Below are 15,468 nucleotides of genomic sequence, written 5' to 3'. Positions count from 1 at the left end.
CCTCGACAAAAGGCGGCAAATGGCCGCTCCGCGGAACGATGCGCTTGTGTGAAGCGGTCGCAGGAACTTGCGGGGGCGACACGTCAATTCGACGGTGTTAGATTGCTGCGACGCATGATGCCGGCGCCCTTGGCGCGGGACGAAGGGGACTGGAAGGGAATGAAGAAAAGCAGCGTGTCACGCCGCGCCGAACCTGCGATCAAGCAACCGCCTACGCCCGACAGCACGCTTTACGACGACATCGAGGCCGCCTGGCTCGCGCAGCGCCCCGACCTCGACCTTGCCGCCGCCTGTACCTTGCTGCGGCTGGAGCGCGTCAACCAGCTTCACGAAATACGCCTGCAGGACATAGCGAAGGCCGTCGGCCTGCAAACCGGCGAGCTCCACGTCCTGCTGGCGCTACGGCGCTCGGGAAAGCCGTACGAGCTGCGCCCGACCGACCTGTTCCGCGCCCTCCTCGTCACGTCGGGTGCCATGACCAAGCGCGTGGCCCGGCTCCAGGAAGGTGGCTTCGTCCTCCGCGTTTCCGCCAGCGACGACGGCCGTTCGGAGCTGGTCCGTCTCACCGCCAAGGGTCTTGCGGCCGCCGACCGCGGCATCGCCGAGGTGGCCAGGGTTGTGGAGGCCGTGACCGAAGCAAGCGGGCTGACCAAGGCGGAGCTCGCCATGCTCGACCGCTGCCTGCGCAAGCTGCTCGCCGTCCGAACCGTGAAAGCGCCGAAGAAGTCCGCCCGGCTTGCGGCAGCGGACTAGCAGCGCCGCCGACAACATCATGCGACGGCCTTGCTGCCCGCCTTGAGCAGCGATTTGAGATCGCACGAACTGTCTTCGGCCTGCTCGGGCGTCAGCGAAATGCCGGCCGCGATCAGGCGCCGCGCCACCATCTGGTCGGTAGGATTGTTGATGCTGTCGACTGCGACGAGCTTGCCCTGCCGGTAGTTGAACACGGAGAACCGGCCGGCTTCGAGCGCGCCGCGGATCGCGATCCGATCGCTGCGCGCTGAGTGCCCGACGATCTGAAGCTTGAGATCGTGCTGATCCGACCAGAATCTCGGCACGCTATCGTAGGCTTCATGGCTGTCCGCGATCGCAAGCCCGACCGCCCTCCCCTGATCCTGCGCGTGCTGAACCGACTCCAGCCTGATCCATCCCCCCGCAAAGCGACTGTAGTGATTGGCGCAGTCGCCGGCGGCGTAGATTCCCGGGCGTGCCGTCGCGCCGTGCTCATCTACGACGATGCCGTTGGCGCAATCGAGCCCCGCGGCAACGGCGAGCTCATCATTGGCGATACCGCCAATGCCGACCACGACAAGGTCGGCGCCGAGACGGACGCCTCCGTTCAGCTCGACCGCCGTAACCCGTCCGCCATCACCGATCATGGCCGAAATGGCCGTGCCGAACTTCACTGCAACGCCCGCTCGAACGTGACGATCGAACAGGACGCGAGACACCACCGGAGAGACCGCTCGCTCGAGCAACCGCGACGCGGACTCGATCACCGTCACCTTCTTGCCGAGCCTCGCCGCTGAGGACGCCACCTCGAGCCCGATGAAGCCGCCTCCGACGATGATGATCTCGCTGGCCCGGTTGAGCCGCGCCTTGAGATCGGTAGCGTCGGCGATCGACCTGAGATAACAGACCCCGCCGAGTTCGGCGCCGCGGACCGTGATCCTGCGCGCACGCGAGCCGGTGGCGATGACCAGTTTGTCGAAATCCAGCATCGCGCCGTCGGCCAACACGACCCGGCCGGCGCTGCGATCGATCCCGACAACACGATGGCCAAGACACAGCTCGATCCTGTTGCTGGTGAAAATCGCTTCGTCGTGCATCAGGAGCCCCTGCGCGCCGATCTCGTCGAGCAGAAAATCCTTTGACAGCGGCGGCCGCTGATAGGGCAGCGCGCTCTCATCGGCGATCACGGTCACCGGCTCGGCATAGCCGGCTTCACGCGCGGTGAGGGCCGCCTGAATGCCGGCATAGGAAGCGCCGATGACGACAAGGCCGCTCACGGCTTGACGTCCACGCCGCCATCACCGGCGGTTTCCAGAGCAGCGCCGCCGTCGAGCAGCACATAGACCTCGCCGTCGCGGATCTCGACCTTGAACGCCTCGACATCCCTGTAGGCACTCGACTTGCACTTGCCGTCACGGACGTCGAACATCGCGCCATGCAGCGGACATTCGATCACATGGCGGTCGAGAAACCCCGTCGACAACAGCGCGAACGCGTGCGAGCAGACGTCGTCCGTTGCGAAGACGTCGTCGTCGACCTTGTAGAGCGCAATGCGCCGGTCGCCGACCCTGAAGCCTAACGGCTCGCCTTCCAACAGTTTTGAGGCGGCGCATAGATGGTGCCAGGCCATGTGATTTCCTCCTGGGCAGAGGCTGGGAAGGGAGCGCGAACGCAACGTCCCGCCCCCGGGGGTTCCGAACTGGATCAGCGGGGAATCTGCCGCCAATCCTCGGAGGCGGAGGCGAGCCGGCCGCCGACTGCGCGGATGTCCTTGTAGGACATGGTCTCGCTCTGGCCGCTCTTCGGCGCCTTGCCGTCCATGAAGCCGCGGACCTCGTCGAGCAGCTGACGACGCACCCTGACGATCGCCTGGTCCGCCGAGCAGAGATATTCCTGCGAGCGGTCGACGATCGGCCCCATGCTGACCATCACAACGAAATCTTCGATGACTATCTCATGGAAGCCGGTGCTGTTGCCGGCATCCATGATCTGGCGATTTTGCCCCCAATTGTTGCTTTGATCGCCCGGCAGGCCGCCGGCCATCGGCCACTGGTTGGCGCGTTGCACCTTGCGCCAGGAATCCACCGGCTTCTCCGGATTATAGAAAATGTACCACTGGATGAGGTTCTCGTCGTCGATCGGCACCGCGATGATCGCAGTACGATCCTGCTGCGGCCCGGAATAGATCGGCGCGATCAAGCCATAATAGGGCATCACGAACTCCGTGACGCGGGCGAGGCACGATCCATCGGGCGCCGTGCGCAGCGCTGCGGCGCGGAAGCCATAGGGCTTCTTCTCGAACTCGTAGCCCACTTCGGTGTTGACGCGCGTCGCGCCGAAATCAGTCGACGAGGTCGCAGTCCAGCTCTGGTGCAGCAGCGCGACATGCGAAGAATCGATGGTGGCCTCGACGCCCTGCAGCCAGTTCGCCTTCAGTTCGATGCCCGCCGCATAGACCTGATCCGGCGGCAAATCCATCCATTCGAAGTCGGGCGCGGGCGGCGCGTCGCCTTCGCCGAGCCAGACCCAGATCAGGCCGGCGCCCTCGCGCGTCGGATAGGCCCTCGCTTTGACGGTCTTGGCGAATTCCTTCGGATTGTTCGGCTCGTTGGGAACGTCCAGCACCGCGCCATCGGCGCGGATCTTCCAGCCGTGAAACAGGCAGGTCAGCGAGCAGTCATCGACGCGCGAAAGCGCGAGGGAGGCGCCACGGTGCGGACAGGCCTCGTCGAGGAATCCGATCGTGCCGTCCTTGCCCCGGAACGCCACGAAGTTGCGGCCGAACAGCTTGACCCGCACGGGCGCCTCGCCCTTGCGCACGCGCACCGAGAGAACTGCCGGTAGCCAGTAATGCTGGCGCAGCATCCGTCCCATCGGCGCGTCGCCCGTGACGCGGCACAGCAATTCGTTCTCTTCTCTCGTGACCATCGCGAACCTCCCTGGTTGACGTCTCCTGCGTTCTCGGCCTACTATCTTCCTAGGAAGATTATTGTCAAGTTATCTTCCAAAGAAGCCATATCGGGGAATCGCATGATCAAGGGACTGCTCAAGGATCGCATCGCGCTGGTGACGGGAGGAAGCCGAGGGGTCGGCAAGGGCGTGGCCATCGGCCTCGCCGAAGCGGGCGCGACCGTGATCGTCACGGCGCGAACGCGCAACAGCGGCAGATCGGAATGGCCGGGCTCGCTCGACGAGACCATCGCCGCGATCGGCGCAGCCGGCGGCCGCGGCATTGGCGTCTTGTGCGATCATTCCGACGATACGTCGGTGCACGAGGTGTTCGATCTCGTCCGGCGCGACTACGGCCGGCTCGATGTTCTCGTCAACAACGTGTTTGCGGCGCCGAACGTAATGCCGGTCAACATCCCGTTCTGGCAGGTGCCGGCATCGCTGTGGGACACCATGCATCGCGTCGGCCTGCGCTCGCATTTCGTCGCCAGCCAGTTCGCCGTGCCGCTGATGCTGCCGCAGCAGCGCGGCCTGATCGTCAATACGTCCTCGGGCGGCGGCGTCCGCTACACGTTCAACGTTCCGTTCGGCGTGCAGAAATCGGGCGTCGACCGGATGGCACGCGACATGGCGCATGAGCTGAAGCCGTTCGGCATTGCCGCGGTCTCGATCTGGCCCGGCTACATCAAGAGCGAGAAGCTTGCGGCGCAGCCCGACCGCGTGCCGCCGGCGCTCGCCAAACTGATTGCCGAACGCGGCGAGACGCCGGTGTTCGCCGGGCGGGCGGTCGCCGCGCTCGCCGCCGATCCCGGCGTGATGGCCAAAAGCGGCCAGATCCTGCTCGCCTCGGAGTTGGCGGCCGAATACGGCTTCACCGATGTCGACGGAAAGGTGCCGCCGCCGCCAAGCCGCGATCCCGCGCCGCTGTCCGTGTTCAAGCCAAACGTCGCGACCTGAGGGGGAGAAACCCATGGGACCGCAATCGCAGCCCTGGCACCGTTCGCGGAGCGCGACTGGCAGCCGCTGTCACTGGCCGTCGTCACTGGCTTCGCCTGCGCGGTCGGGATCGCCAAGACCCTTGCGCTGGCGATGAGCGCGACAACAGCATTCCCGGCGCCGCTGTGCGCCGAGATGTCTTCGTCGGGCACGTCGCTCAACAAGGTCGAGGTGATTTCCTCGCACGCACTGCCGAATGTACCGGACAAGCGCGTCACGGTGGTGCGCGTCAGCTACGGGCCAGGCGGCTTCACGCCGCCGCACCGCCACGGCGGCTCGGTGACCGCCTACATCACCAAAGGTCAGGTCCGCTCACAGCTGAGCGGCGGCCGGCTGGAGACGTTCGAGGTAGGGCAATCGTTCTTCGAACCGCCCGGCGCGACGCATCTTGTCTCCGCCAACGCGAGCAACACCGAACCGGCCGAACTGATAGCCGTCTTTGTCGCGGATGAGGGAGCCGAATTGACCACCCTTCTCGAGCCATAGTTCAACGGACCGGCCGGCTTCTGCTGGCCAAGGGGGCCGAAGAACACGGTCTCGCAGTCGCCCTGCGGATCGACGTCGAGACTGTGGACGACAATATCGGACCCGAGCTCCGTGCGCTGACGAGAGTTGCACCGCCTTCCGCCGGACAGCTGGGTCGGCCGCCATGTCCTGTGCTCCAAAGCAGAGGAGCCATCGTATCGAGCCACCTCGGGGTTCGGTTACCGATCAGACGGGCGCCTTGAAATCGTAGGAGATGCGTCCGGCCGGCAGATAGAACAGCGCAATGACCGCGCCGCCCCTGACCTCGGGATAGTGCCTGCTGCCGGGGTCCGGCGCCGTCCAGCCCGGTCCCTGCCATCCCTGCAATCCCTTCAACTCCGCGCCCTCGTTCAGGGGCACCACGAGGTTGAGTTCGCCATAGGGATGACCGTGATGCTGGCCGCGCAGCACTTCGTGATCGTCCTCGTCCTTGAAGCGGCGAGGATCGGCGCTGTTCATATACACGGCGGTGATGCTGAACTGGAAGGTTTCAGCCGTCGGCTCCAGGATGCGGCTGCGCCGGTAATTCGGGCCGTCCACCTCCTGGTTTGCCGCCCATCCCTCCTCGACCCCGGCCTTGATCAAGCGGGCGAGATCGCGATAGAGGACGCTGTCTTCCCCATAAGTTGCGTTGAGCCAACGCTCCATCTCGGCGCCGGGGGTCATGTCCTTGATCTCCCGGAGGAACGGAATGCTACGCTGGATGAGTTCTTCCCGGCTTCCCATGGTGGTCTCCTCTTCGACGAAGTCTTACACTTCGAATCCCTGAAACGTGGCGAACTCATCAATGTCCGCCCGTGGCATCAATGTTTCCTGTCCCTCGACCATGGCCTTCCCGACGGAGATGCCGCACACCACCATCTGCTCTTCCGGTATCGACAGCAGGCGGCGCAAGATCCGGTGATATTTCGCAAACGTCTCCTGCGGAAAGGGCTGAAGCCCGCCTCGCGCCGCCGCGAGCATCACGTTCTGCACTAACATTCCGAGGGACCGGATATCGCCGCATTGTTAATGCCCATCTCGACTTCGTTCTATGGCAAAGAGCGACTAGTGCGGCCAGGCGGAGCCAAGGATGATCGAGCAGAAGTTCTGACGGACATAGTTCATGTCCTTCAGCGCCAGGACATCGGCCTTCACGTTTCCGAACGTCGTCAGCGGCTTCTTGATGATGCCGTTGGCGAAGTGATCGATGATATTCTCCTTGAAGTTTGCCTCGCGCGGATGATGAACGCAGACATGATCACGCTGTTCATGCGTGAAGTCGTGATAGGCGATGCCGAGCACGTCCATTTCCACACCGGCGGTCACCAGCGCGATGGTCGGGCGCATATGCTCGGGGATTCCGGGCGTGGTGTGGAGCGCGATCGCGGTCCACACGTCCTCGATGTCACGCTCGGGCACGCCGTAGCTTTTCATGAAGTTGCGGGCGGCATTGGCGCCGTCGACCTCGAAGCGCAGATCGGGGCTCGAATACTTCTCGGTGAGACCCATGTCGTGGAACATGGCGCCGAGGTAAAGCAGCTCCGGGTCGTATTTCAGCCCGCGGCGCTCGCCAGTGAGCGCGCCCCAAAGGAAGACACGGCGACTGTGGTTGTAGAGCAGGTCGTCTTCGCTATCGCGCACGAGCTGCGTGGCGGCGCGCGCGATGGCACTGTCAGGCACGCGGATGCCGGCGATGATCTCGGACATGGAGCAATCTCCTCGCTTGAGTAGTGGGTTGGTTGCTAATCGGTATTAGGCAATAGAGCCCCGCTCCGGACAACGAACGGGATGCTGCGGATCAGGACAGCCGTACGTCGTTTCCTGACAAAAGGCCTGCCGACGCTTTCGCGCCAGCAGGAGACAGCGTTTTCGTCTTAGCTCGCGATCTATTCCGTTTCCGCTCGTCGGAAGCTGGCGCGGTACTGGATAGGGGTCACGCCGAGACGAGTGCTGAAGACGATCCTCATCCGGTCAGCCGACCCGAAGCCGCAATCGAAGGCAACCGCCTTCAGCGGCCGGTCGCTTCCTTCCAGCATCATGCGCGCCGCATCGACCCTGGCGCGCTCGATGAAGTCGTGCGGCGTGGTCCCGGTCGCCTGCACGAAATGTCGGGCCAGATTCCGGGCGCTCATGCCGGCGACCGCGGCAAGCGACTCCAGGGTGTGGCGATCCCCAATATTGGCCATGACATGGTCTTGGATGCGCGCGATCGGCGACTCGGGATCGGCAGGTGCTGTGAGATAAGGACTGAACTGCGACTGTCCGCCCTGGCGCTGGGCAACCACGACCAGCCGCTTGGCGACTTTGAGCGCCGTTTCGGCACCGTGCCGCTGCCCGACGAGTGCGAGGCCCAGATCTATCCCCGCAGTCACACCGGCCGCGGTGATCAGCCGTCCATCGCGCACATAGATCAGATCAGGTTCGACTTTTGCCCTCGGAAACCTGGCCGCCAGCGCCTGTGCATCCTGCCAATGGGTTGTGACACGCCGATCGTCGAGGAGACCGGCATAGCCAAGGACGAACGCCCCGGTGCAGATCGACCCATAAACGCTCGAGCGCCACGGCAGCTCCTTGACCCACTGAAGCAGGCGCGGCTCGGGCTCCGCTTGCGGTGGCGTCGGAGTGCCGGCCACCAGAACGATGTCGAAGCCGCCCGCCGCTTCATCGAAGGTCAGGTCGGCGACCAAGCGTATGCCGTTCGACGCGCGCAGCGGATCGCGGTGAGCAGCAACCAATACGGTTTCGTAGCGATCCGCGCTGCCGAGAAACGTGTTCGCCTCGCTGAACACATCCATCGGCCCCGCCACGTCCAGGGCCTGGACCCCCTCACCGACGACGATCGCGACCGCTTGTACCGGCACCTGCTACTGCCTCTCCACTCTGGAGCCTTATTATGCAGGTAGTCCGGACGGTGCAAAAGGCCTGGCGTGAATCCGGGAGGCGACAGAACGAACATCCGTGCATTCGGGACCCCCCGCGGGCTATGGACTTCTATTGGTCGATTTTGCTCTCCCAGCGGCCAACCAGGCGGCCCATGCAGGTCCAAAAAAGATCGTCACGACAACAGGCGAATTTGTCGCCATTATTGCGATCCCGGCGCCTTGTCTGGCGTCGTCAAGGGCTCGTCCTTGGAATCCACAACGAAGACCGCCAGCAAGCTGGCGGATTCCTTGTCACTCGCGTTCTCACTGACCCTGTGATGTGAACCGGGCATTTCGTAAAAGCTTTCGCCTGCGTGATAGACCTTCGCGGGTTCGTCGCCGACCTGGCTGCGGATGGCGCCGGACAGCACATAGGCGTAGATAAATGCTGACGCCGCGTGGTGATGAGCGAGCGATTTGGCTGCCGGAGGATAAGTCACCGTCACGGCAACCAGCCTCTTTCCTTCGACATTCGGCAGTGCGTGCGCGAAGGCGACTTTCACCTGCTCCCGGTCCTGCGCGATCGCCGGCGAAGCTCCCAGGGCGATCGCTGCTGCTATCAGCGGGACGGCGGCCGTTCGCATTGCTCGTCTCGCTGCCTTTGCCGCCATACCTCGAGGGTTGGACAAAGCACCAATCCGATAGGCAAAACCACTGATCGACATCATCGCACCTCCTCTTCTAACGAGCTCACGCAACTGTTTGAAACCAGGACGCAGACCCGAGCTGATGGTCATGGTGACGCTTCCGATGTGAGCCATCGCCGCCGCCGTTACCTTCGGCCTGATGTGCTGCTGCCGCTGAGCAGCACCGATAATAGAGCTGCCAGAGCGAATCCCGCAGCCACCCAGCCGAGCCGCTCCATCGCGCCATTGGCAATGACCACAGCGCCCGCCGCGGCACCCATCGCGCTGCCGAGGTAGATCGCCGATGAATTCATCGAGAGGCTGATCGGCGCCAGCGCCGGAGCCAACGTCACCAGCCGCGCTTGCTGCGCCGTTATCAGCCCCCAACTGGCGAACCCCCAAATCAGGATGGCCGGCAGCAGGACGGGCATTGCCCGCGCCGGCTCGAGGGCCGCGCTGAGCGAGAAGGCAAGATAGGCCAGCAGGGCAAGCCATCCACCAACGATCACGACACTGCGCGCGCCCCAACGGTCCGCCGCGCTGCCGCTGAGCTGGGTGCCGACCGCACTGGCCAGGCCAAAGCCCAGCAGCACCGGTGCCAGCGCTTGCGGGCCAAGGCCGCCGACGGCGGCTATGAACACACTGAGATAAGTGTAGACCGTAAAAGTGCCGGCCACGGTCAGCACGCTCGTCGCCAGCACGCCCAGGATATCGCGACGCTTAGCCAGCGCCAGGCGCTCACCCAGGCCGGCCGTGACGCCGGGCCGTTGGCGCGGCAGCCGGATGAGAATCCCTGACAGCGAGAACACCGCCAGCCCCGCCACACCGAAAAAGGTGGCGCGCCAGCCGAAGCCCTGCCCCACCAGTACACCCAGCGGCACTCCGGCGATGATGGCCAGAGTCAACCCGGTGGTGATGGTGGACAGGGCGCGGCCACGCCGCTCCGGACCGCCCAATGCGGCGGCATATCCGCTGGCCGCCGGCATGAAGCTTGCCGCGGACAGGGCCAACAGGAGCCGCGCGGCCAACAGCCCGGCATAGCCCGGCGCCAGCGCGGCGAGCAGGTTACCCAGGGCGAAGCCGCCCATGGCGACGACCAGCAGCCGACGCCGTTCCAGCCCGGCCGTTAACACGGCCATGACCGGCGCGCCGATGGCATAAGCGAGGGAGAAGGCGGTAACCAAATGACCGGCGGCTGGCAGACTGACGTTCAGATCTCGCGCCAGGGCCGGGAGCAGCCCGGCGATCATGAACCCCTCGGTGCCGATGGCAAAAGCGCCGAGGGTTAGCCAAATGAGAGAGGCCAGCGAGTCGGCGCCGGTAGCCTGCGCGCGATCGAGATTGGGCTCCTGGAGCACAGGATAGGTCCTAGTCATGATGGTGAGCCCTGTGCTGGGTATCCGAGAAGGGCGAAGCAGCGATCAGGTCGCAGGCGTTGGGACTCTTGAACCCCGGGATGAAACGTTCGCAGACGGCGGCGTTGACGGTGCCATACGTCGTCGCCGGTTTGTGCGCAAAACCGGCGAAATACTCCTGAATGAAGCCTTCTTTGAAATTTGTGCGCGGGTACTTGGCGACGATTTCCTCGCGCAGGTCCGCGGGAAACTGATCGAAGCCCACCCCGATGACATCGAGGAGCACACCGGAGTTGAGGAGCGCCACTTCGGGTCCCATATGCTTCGGGATGCCGGGGGTGGTATGCAGCGCAATTGCTTCCCAGACAGTCTGCACCTGGTCTTCAGCAATGTTGTGGGTAGAAAGAAACTGCCGGGCGGCATTTGCGCCATCGACCTCGAAGCGCTCGTCTGGGCTCGAGAACTTCTTGATCAGGCCGAGATCGTGAAATGCGGCGGCAACGTAAAGGAGCTCGGAATCGAAGCGCAGATTCCTCTGACGACCCTGCTCAGCAGCGAACAGGTAGACGCGGATCGAGTGATTGAACAGCAGATCGGTGGAATGTTCGCGCAGGATGTCTGTCGCCTCTTTCGCGAGCAAGGAATCAGGAATGACGAGAGCCTGGGCGAGATTTCGGGTTGTCATTGTTGCGTCCTTTCAAGAATTGCTGTGGGGCTTGGCTGCGCGTTGCACGCGAGCGCAACGGCGAAATTATGCTGATCAACTCGCTCCGACGTCGAGCACGATCTTTCCTTTCGGCGGAGGCCGCACGCGTTCCAGCGTCAAATGAGCCTCGCGTGCATCCGCGAGGGGCAAGACTGCCCCGACGTTTGTTCGCAGCTTTCCATCATCGATGAAGCGAGCGATCTTCGCCAGACATTGGCTCGTGACGTCGACCAGAAAGAAGGTGGCTTCAACACCGTAGCGCTTTGCAAGATCCTGATCCGGACGGGACACTGCCGAGATCAGCTTGCCGCCGCGACGAAGGACCCGGAACGAGTGGCTTTGGGTTTCGCCGCCGACCAGATCAATCACGGCGTCCGCTTCCCGAACTTCTTCCTCGAAGCGCTGCGTCCGGTAGTCGATCACCGTGTTTGCGCCAAACTTACGCACAGCGGAAATATCGCCCGTCGATGCGGTTGCGACGGTTTGCAGACCCGCGTGATGGGCCAGTTGAACCGCATAGGATCCAACGTTGCCGGCCGCGCCGTGAATGACCACCGTTTGACCTGCTTTGAGTTGGGCGTGATCAAACAACGCCTGCCATGCCGTCACGGCGACGACAGGAACGGACGCGGCTTCAACGTGGGTTAACGATGTCGGCTTGTTCGAGACCATGCCCGCGGACGCTAGAGCGTATTCGGCGTAGGCCCCGACAAACTGCGGATTCGTAACACCATAAACCTGATCTCCCACACGCAGTTCGCAAACCCCGGACCCCATCGCGACGATTTCACCGGACAGATCTGAGCCCAGAGTCAGGGGGAGTGGTTGCGGCAAAGCGCTCTTGCCGGATCTGATCCAGCCATCCCAGGGGCCAACTCCAGCGGCCTCAACTTTGACCAGGACCTCGCCGGGACCTGGCTCGGGTCGCGGCACGCACTCGAACTTCATGACCTCTGGCGACCCAAATTCGTGCACGCGCCAGGCCATCATTGTTGAATGAGTTCGCTCTTCGTTTGCCTGAGGAACCATGCTGCTCGCGGCCATCACATTCTCCTTGCGCTCAGCTCGTTCGTCGGGTTGTGCCGACGACTTCAAGTTGCCTTCGCCGGCCAATCCCAGGGCGAGGCCTCGCTTGTCAATATATCGCAACCGGTCGTGTCCAGGACAACGAACGCGATCCTGCGGATCAGGACAGCCGTACGTCGTTTCCTGACAAGACCCGTCGGAGTCTTCGCGGCAGTAGAAGCGGTTTCGCTGTCAGATGATTCTCGATCTATTCCGATTCCACCCCGCCGGAGCTGCTGCGATGTTACGTGAAAGCGGGTGCTTATCCTCACGATCCGAAGGTGCGATCGGAAGCTGCGGGATGAGGAGATTTCAATGCCGTTGGCGGTCTGCGCTGCGAAAGCATCAAGGGCGCTAAGCATCTTCGGGAGGTGGTCAACCATCAAGGCGCAGAACGACAGATTGCCGAAGCGTCGTGTGGCCGGATGTAGAGCGGGCCGGAGAGCAACCGGATAACCGCGGAGGACGATGCTTAGGGCGCGTCATTGCACTTTGGGTTTCGGAATATCGAATACGCCCTGTTCGGGAAGTACTCACGAGTTTTCCCATCGCAGCTTTGGCCTACTGGTCAATGGCCGTCATCCCGCGCGGAAACGGCCGCGCGCGGCGTGGCGCCGCGGTCCAGCGTCTCACGCAATGACATAGAGCGTGGTTTGGTGCCCAGGTCGATCGGGATGCCGAACGCTGACTGTTCCAGCCGCCAAAATGAAGGCCGGCTGGGACCATGGTCGCAGCACCGATTGGTCCGATGGGTGTATTGTTCATCCAGAGAACACTCGGCGGTGGGATGGCGGGGGGCCTCGCCACCGGACTAGGAGCCGCGACAGTACACCTCGGATACAGTGCGTTCATAGTGCTGGGGCCGGGCGCGCTGACCCAGCCCTGGATAGCTGCGAATGTCTTTCTGCTCCGCGCCATCTCCGGCATCAGTCTTATCTGGTTCGCGATCAGGATCTGGCGGAATGACGTTAGACTTCCGACGACGGCCGAGGGGGGTCGATCTCGTTTTGCGGATACCTATCTGAGCGCTCTGGTTCTGGGCATGGCCAATCCTCTCACGATTGTGTTGTTCTTCGCGGTCCTGCATGCTTCGGCCGGTATCGCCGCAGTGCCATCCGTTATGGTTGGTGTGTTTCTTGGATCAGTCATGTGGTGGACCGTCCTGACCACCGTCGTCGTCGCGGCACGCTCGCGACTAAGCAAGAGGCGTCTCGAACTGAGCAACAAAGTGGCCAGTCTCATCCTCGTAGGGCTGGGCCTCGCCGCGCTTTCCAAAAGCGCGATCGGCGCACTGGGCTACTTAACTTAGAGCGAGCGATCTATCATCTTCACATCAAGATTATTGGCCGCGAGTCTGGCTCCAGCGCGGTGGCGTCAGACGCCTTTCTCCTCATAGGGCAGTTCGTGAGGCTTGGGCGAGAGCCGCTTTACGCCCGCCGGTACGAGGAGCAACAAAGAAGAAAGCGTGACGCCAACCGCTGGCGGTATTTCAGGGAGATTGCGCAGGGAAAGAGTTCGCGCCGGTCGCTCTGCTTGATTTTGCCACCCTGGCGCTCGATTGCCTTGAACAGTGCGTCGAGAAGCGATGGTCGTTCCGTGAGCTGGCGTTAGCGCTCGGCGGCTTCCCGTTCCTGTCGTTGGCTGGCGTGAACTCGCTGCCGTACGGGATTTCCTGAGCATACTCCGTTCAATGGATGTTGATCGATCGATTGAGATCGATGGTCGCAGTATCCTTGACGGGAACCTGTGTGCACGTTCTCCGTTTTTTCGGGAGTTTGAGTAGGTCTCCACTTCAAGGCTTCAGCCGCCCGCACTGAGGTCTTATTCTTTATGACTCACATTCATGCTGACAGCGCGATAGCCGGCACGTGGAACTGTCGGTCCTACCGCGCGTTCGCGTTCATCAGAGGGAGGGAGGAACGGCAAAGGCGAAGAAGCAGACTGCCCGCGGACGCGAACAGGATCGCGCTCTTGTCGCTGGCGGCTAGGACTATGAAGTCCGCTATGAACCTTAGACAATCAGGTCAGCCGCCTCGGTAAAGAAGGTCGGCAGCAGCCGGAAGCGGATCGAGCGGCGCTAGGATCATCCAGATCGAAAAAGGCAGCCATTAGTTTGTCGAGGTGCGAATTCAGTCACCTCTTGGCCTCGGGATGACCGTCGACGTTCGCTCTTGCCGCGGACAGCGCTTCCTGACTGGTTTGGTAAGTCAATGTCCGGACTGTCAGCTCCCCGGCCAGGCGCGTGATCTCAACCAACGAGCCGCCGCCGGGGGTTGCTCGACCACCGCGAGTCGATGACCTCGATACTCAATCCCCTTATCCATCGCAGGTGAATCCGTATCGTTAGCTTGGCGATCATCTGGACCGCGTGCCGATCTCGACGGGACTGTCACCGACCAGTTCGAAGCTGGGTGAATGGCTTCGTCGCGGGAGGAAAGAAAAGGACGTACCCGCGTCTCGCCTCAAGTCCTCAGCGAGCCTGAGCCAATCCGCAGCCAGCTTTAGCCATGCCTGCTTATCTAGAGGACTGATCGCTTGGTCCGCTCGCCTGCGGCTGTCCTCCGCTTGTCGGCGGTAGCATTCGCGTCTGCCACTGCTGCCTAACCAGGTCAACTCCCCCATTGTCCCATACAATCGCGCCGCAGCCGCATCGGAGAATGTGTATTGTCTCGCCTTTGGTGCTATCCAGCACGGAATGTGCGAGACGGAGAAAGCCCGCACACTTGGGACAGCGGCGGCCACTCTCCTGCGTTTGGAGCGTTGGCAGCGGGCCTGCCTTATGCGCATTCATGGTGGTGCACCGGCGCGGATGAGAGATCGAATAACAAGTGCAAAAAGCGGACATTCGTTCCCAGCTGGAAGTTGCACCTCACTCCAAAGTCGGGCTTACACCTAAAGAGGTAGGGCGTTGCGCCCGAAAAAGGGATGAGCTAACCGTGCTCGACGATGTGGTCGATCGCGCCTTCCATTTGGCCGTCACTACCTCGAACTCGGAGGGCATCGGGTCGTTGGCTTCAACCAGCAGCCGACCGTCCATATCGAGTCCTTTGGCGATCTTCATAATCTCGCGCGCTTGGTGTTTCGCGTTCGCGCGCCGCTGTCACCGGGCTTCCCTCTATCGTTCGCCCGGCCACGAGGCCGAGGGCGGCTTCCTGGGTTCCTATCCCGCCAACCGGTGGCTGCTGAAGACGGGTCTGAAGGAAAAGATGTAGTGCCCGGAACAAAGCGCTGCAGGCAACGAGGTCACGCCCGATGGCAGTCGGACCGCACTTGAGGAACGGCAACGCGCCTCGTCGGTTTGTTTCCGACCAGCCTGGGAGACTGCGACGTGAGCACGAAAGACACCTTCGTCGGGACGACCAAGCGGATCGTCGCCGAAATCGTAGGAGACGGCAGACTTGCCGAGGAAGGCGCGCGCCAAGTCCGCTCGGCAAGCGGCCCCGCCACCAAGGTCGGTCCGCCGCAGGGGCCGTCGACGCTGCCGCCGAGCACCACATCCCGATCGGAGTCGCCACACATGGACGAAACTCAGTTCGCTTCCCTGCTCGGGCGTGCCGCATTGAAGGTGGACGGCACGCTCGGACTCGACGAGATACCGAAAATCTGAACCA

At 62.8% G+C, this 15,468-nt stretch carries 17 protein-coding genes; 6 read left to right on the top strand and 11 right to left on the bottom strand.

Annotation, left to right across the window (positions count from 1 at the left end):
- Positions 1–159 precede the first annotated feature (159 nt).
- Positions 160–753 carry a MarR family winged helix-turn-helix transcriptional regulator gene (locus P6U25_RS06095; RefSeq protein WP_407150573.1) on the top strand — a complete coding sequence of 198 codons (594 nt, stop codon included), beginning with the start codon at positions 160–162 and terminating at the stop codon, positions 751–753.
- A gap of 17 nt (positions 754–770) precedes the next feature.
- On the opposite strand, the gene P6U25_RS06090 is transcribed toward P6U25_RS06095, so the two are convergent.
- The 3 genes from P6U25_RS06090 to P6U25_RS06080 form a co-directional block, all read right to left on the bottom strand.
- A complete protein-coding gene (locus P6U25_RS06090; RefSeq protein ID WP_407150572.1) occupies positions 771–2,009 on the bottom strand; it encodes an NAD(P)/FAD-dependent oxidoreductase in 1,239 nt (412 codons plus the stop codon).
- Positions 2,006–2,362: a non-heme iron oxygenase ferredoxin subunit gene (locus tag P6U25_RS06085; protein WP_407150571.1), complete on the bottom strand. Its 357-nt coding sequence runs from the start codon at positions 2,360–2,362 to the stop codon at positions 2,006–2,008. Before P6U25_RS06085 ends, P6U25_RS06090 begins: the two co-directional genes overlap by 4 nt.
- Before the next feature lie 74 nt (positions 2,363–2,436).
- On the bottom strand, positions 2,437–3,660 hold the full coding sequence (locus P6U25_RS06080; RefSeq protein ID WP_407150570.1) for a Rieske 2Fe-2S domain-containing protein: 1,224 nt from the start codon (positions 3,658–3,660) through the stop codon (positions 2,437–2,439).
- A 102-nt stretch (positions 3,661–3,762) separates the two neighbouring features.
- Between P6U25_RS06080 and P6U25_RS06075 the strand changes: the two genes are divergently transcribed.
- Both P6U25_RS06075 and P6U25_RS06070 read left to right on the top strand, forming a co-directional pair.
- Entirely contained in the window at positions 3,763–4,638 is an 876-nt protein-coding gene (locus P6U25_RS06075; RefSeq protein ID WP_407150569.1) for an SDR family NAD(P)-dependent oxidoreductase, read from the top strand.
- A gap of 66 nt (positions 4,639–4,704) precedes the next feature.
- Positions 4,705–5,163 carry a cupin domain-containing protein gene (locus P6U25_RS06070; RefSeq protein WP_407152437.1) on the top strand — a complete coding sequence of 153 codons (459 nt, stop codon included), beginning with the start codon at positions 4,705–4,707 and terminating at the stop codon, positions 5,161–5,163.
- Between the two features lie 225 nt (positions 5,164–5,388).
- Here P6U25_RS06070 and P6U25_RS06065 read toward each other — a convergent pair whose 3' ends face one another.
- From P6U25_RS06065 to P6U25_RS06030, 8 genes are all read right to left on the bottom strand, one after another.
- A complete protein-coding gene (locus tag P6U25_RS06065) occupies positions 5,389–5,928 on the bottom strand; it encodes a DUF4863 family protein (RefSeq protein WP_407150568.1) in 540 nt (179 codons plus the stop codon).
- A gap of 24 nt (positions 5,929–5,952) precedes the next feature.
- Positions 5,953–6,177 (bottom strand): nitroreductase family protein, encoded by a 225-nt coding sequence (locus P6U25_RS06060; protein WP_407150566.1) that lies wholly within the window; start codon positions 6,175–6,177, stop codon positions 5,953–5,955.
- A gap of 72 nt (positions 6,178–6,249) precedes the next feature.
- Positions 6,250–6,891: an HD domain-containing protein gene (locus P6U25_RS06055; protein ID WP_407150564.1), complete on the bottom strand. Its 642-nt coding sequence runs from the start codon at positions 6,889–6,891 to the stop codon at positions 6,250–6,252.
- 179 nt (positions 6,892–7,070) lie between these two features.
- Positions 7,071–8,045 (bottom strand): GlxA family transcriptional regulator, encoded by a 975-nt coding sequence (locus P6U25_RS06050; protein WP_407150563.1) that lies wholly within the window; start codon positions 8,043–8,045, stop codon positions 7,071–7,073.
- A gap of 221 nt (positions 8,046–8,266) precedes the next feature.
- Positions 8,267–8,689, bottom strand: coding sequence for a cupin domain-containing protein (locus P6U25_RS06045; RefSeq protein ID WP_407152436.1), 423 nt, complete (start codon positions 8,687–8,689; stop codon positions 8,267–8,269).
- A gap of 188 nt (positions 8,690–8,877) precedes the next feature.
- Positions 8,878–10,107 (bottom strand): MFS transporter, encoded by a 1,230-nt coding sequence (locus P6U25_RS06040; protein ID WP_407150562.1) that lies wholly within the window; start codon positions 10,105–10,107, stop codon positions 8,878–8,880.
- Positions 10,100–10,771: an HD domain-containing protein gene (locus P6U25_RS06035; protein WP_407150561.1), complete on the bottom strand. Its 672-nt coding sequence runs from the start codon at positions 10,769–10,771 to the stop codon at positions 10,100–10,102. Before P6U25_RS06035 ends, P6U25_RS06040 begins: the two co-directional genes overlap by 8 nt.
- A 75-nt stretch (positions 10,772–10,846) precedes the next feature.
- Entirely contained in the window at positions 10,847–11,836 is a 990-nt protein-coding gene (locus P6U25_RS06030) for an NADP-dependent oxidoreductase (protein WP_407152435.1), read from the bottom strand.
- A 745-nt stretch (positions 11,837–12,581) separates the two neighbouring features.
- Between P6U25_RS06030 and P6U25_RS06025 the strand changes: the two genes are divergently transcribed.
- The 3 genes from P6U25_RS06025 (at position 12,582) to P6U25_RS06015 (ending at position 15,464) form a co-directional block, all read left to right on the top strand.
- Positions 12,582–13,166, top strand: coding sequence for a LysE family transporter (locus tag P6U25_RS06025; RefSeq protein WP_407150560.1), 585 nt, complete (start codon positions 12,582–12,584; stop codon positions 13,164–13,166).
- Positions 13,167–14,793: 1,627 nt separating this feature from the next.
- Entirely contained in the window at positions 14,794–15,069 is a 276-nt protein-coding gene (locus P6U25_RS06020) for a hypothetical protein (protein WP_407150558.1), read from the top strand.
- A gap of 116 nt (positions 15,070–15,185) precedes the next feature.
- Positions 15,186–15,464, top strand: a complete 279-nt coding sequence (locus P6U25_RS06015; RefSeq protein WP_407150556.1) for a hypothetical protein — start codon at positions 15,186–15,188, stop codon at positions 15,462–15,464.
- The last annotated feature ends 4 nt before the right edge of the window (positions 15,465–15,468 follow it).

The sequence above is a fragment of the Bradyrhizobium sp. ORS 86 genome (genome assembly GCF_045571475.1).
Lineage (GTDB): Bacteria > Pseudomonadota > Alphaproteobacteria > Rhizobiales > Xanthobacteraceae > Bradyrhizobium.
The sequence above is the reverse complement of the archived record's forward strand: the minus strand, read 5'-3'. Positions and strand labels throughout refer to the sequence as shown.

Bases quoted from the DNA above. Each gene is read 5' to 3' on its own strand.
- P6U25_RS06030 (WP_407152435.1), bottom strand. From the start codon at position 11,836: ATGGCCGCGAGCAGCATGGTTCCTCAGGCAAACGAAGAGCGAACTCAT.
- P6U25_RS06040 (WP_407150562.1), bottom strand. From the start codon at position 10,107: ATGACTAGGACCTATCCTGTGCTCCAGGAGCCCAATCTCGATCGCGCG.
- P6U25_RS06035 (WP_407150561.1), bottom strand. From the start codon at position 10,771: ATGACAACCCGAAATCTCGCCCAGGCTCTCGTCATTCCTGATTCCTTG.
- P6U25_RS06075 (WP_407150569.1), top strand. From the start codon at position 3,763: ATGATCAAGGGACTGCTCAAGGATCGCATCGCGCTGGTGACGGGAGGA.
- P6U25_RS06065 (WP_407150568.1), bottom strand. From the start codon at position 5,928: ATGGGAAGCCGGGAAGAACTCATCCAGCGTAGCATTCCGTTCCTCCGG.
- P6U25_RS06080 (WP_407150570.1), bottom strand. From the start codon at position 3,660: ATGGTCACGAGAGAAGAGAACGAATTGCTGTGCCGCGTCACGGGCGAC.
- P6U25_RS06055 (WP_407150564.1), bottom strand. From the start codon at position 6,891: ATGTCCGAGATCATCGCCGGCATCCGCGTGCCTGACAGTGCCATCGCG.
- P6U25_RS06085 (WP_407150571.1), bottom strand. From the start codon at position 2,362: ATGGCCTGGCACCATCTATGCGCCGCCTCAAAACTGTTGGAAGGCGAG.
- P6U25_RS06095 (WP_407150573.1), top strand. From the start codon at position 160: ATGAAGAAAAGCAGCGTGTCACGCCGCGCCGAACCTGCGATCAAGCAA.
- P6U25_RS06025 (WP_407150560.1), top strand. From the start codon at position 12,582: ATGGTCGCAGCACCGATTGGTCCGATGGGTGTATTGTTCATCCAGAGA.
- P6U25_RS06045 (WP_407152436.1), bottom strand. From the start codon at position 8,689: ATGCGAACGGCCGCCGTCCCGCTGATAGCAGCAGCGATCGCCCTGGGA.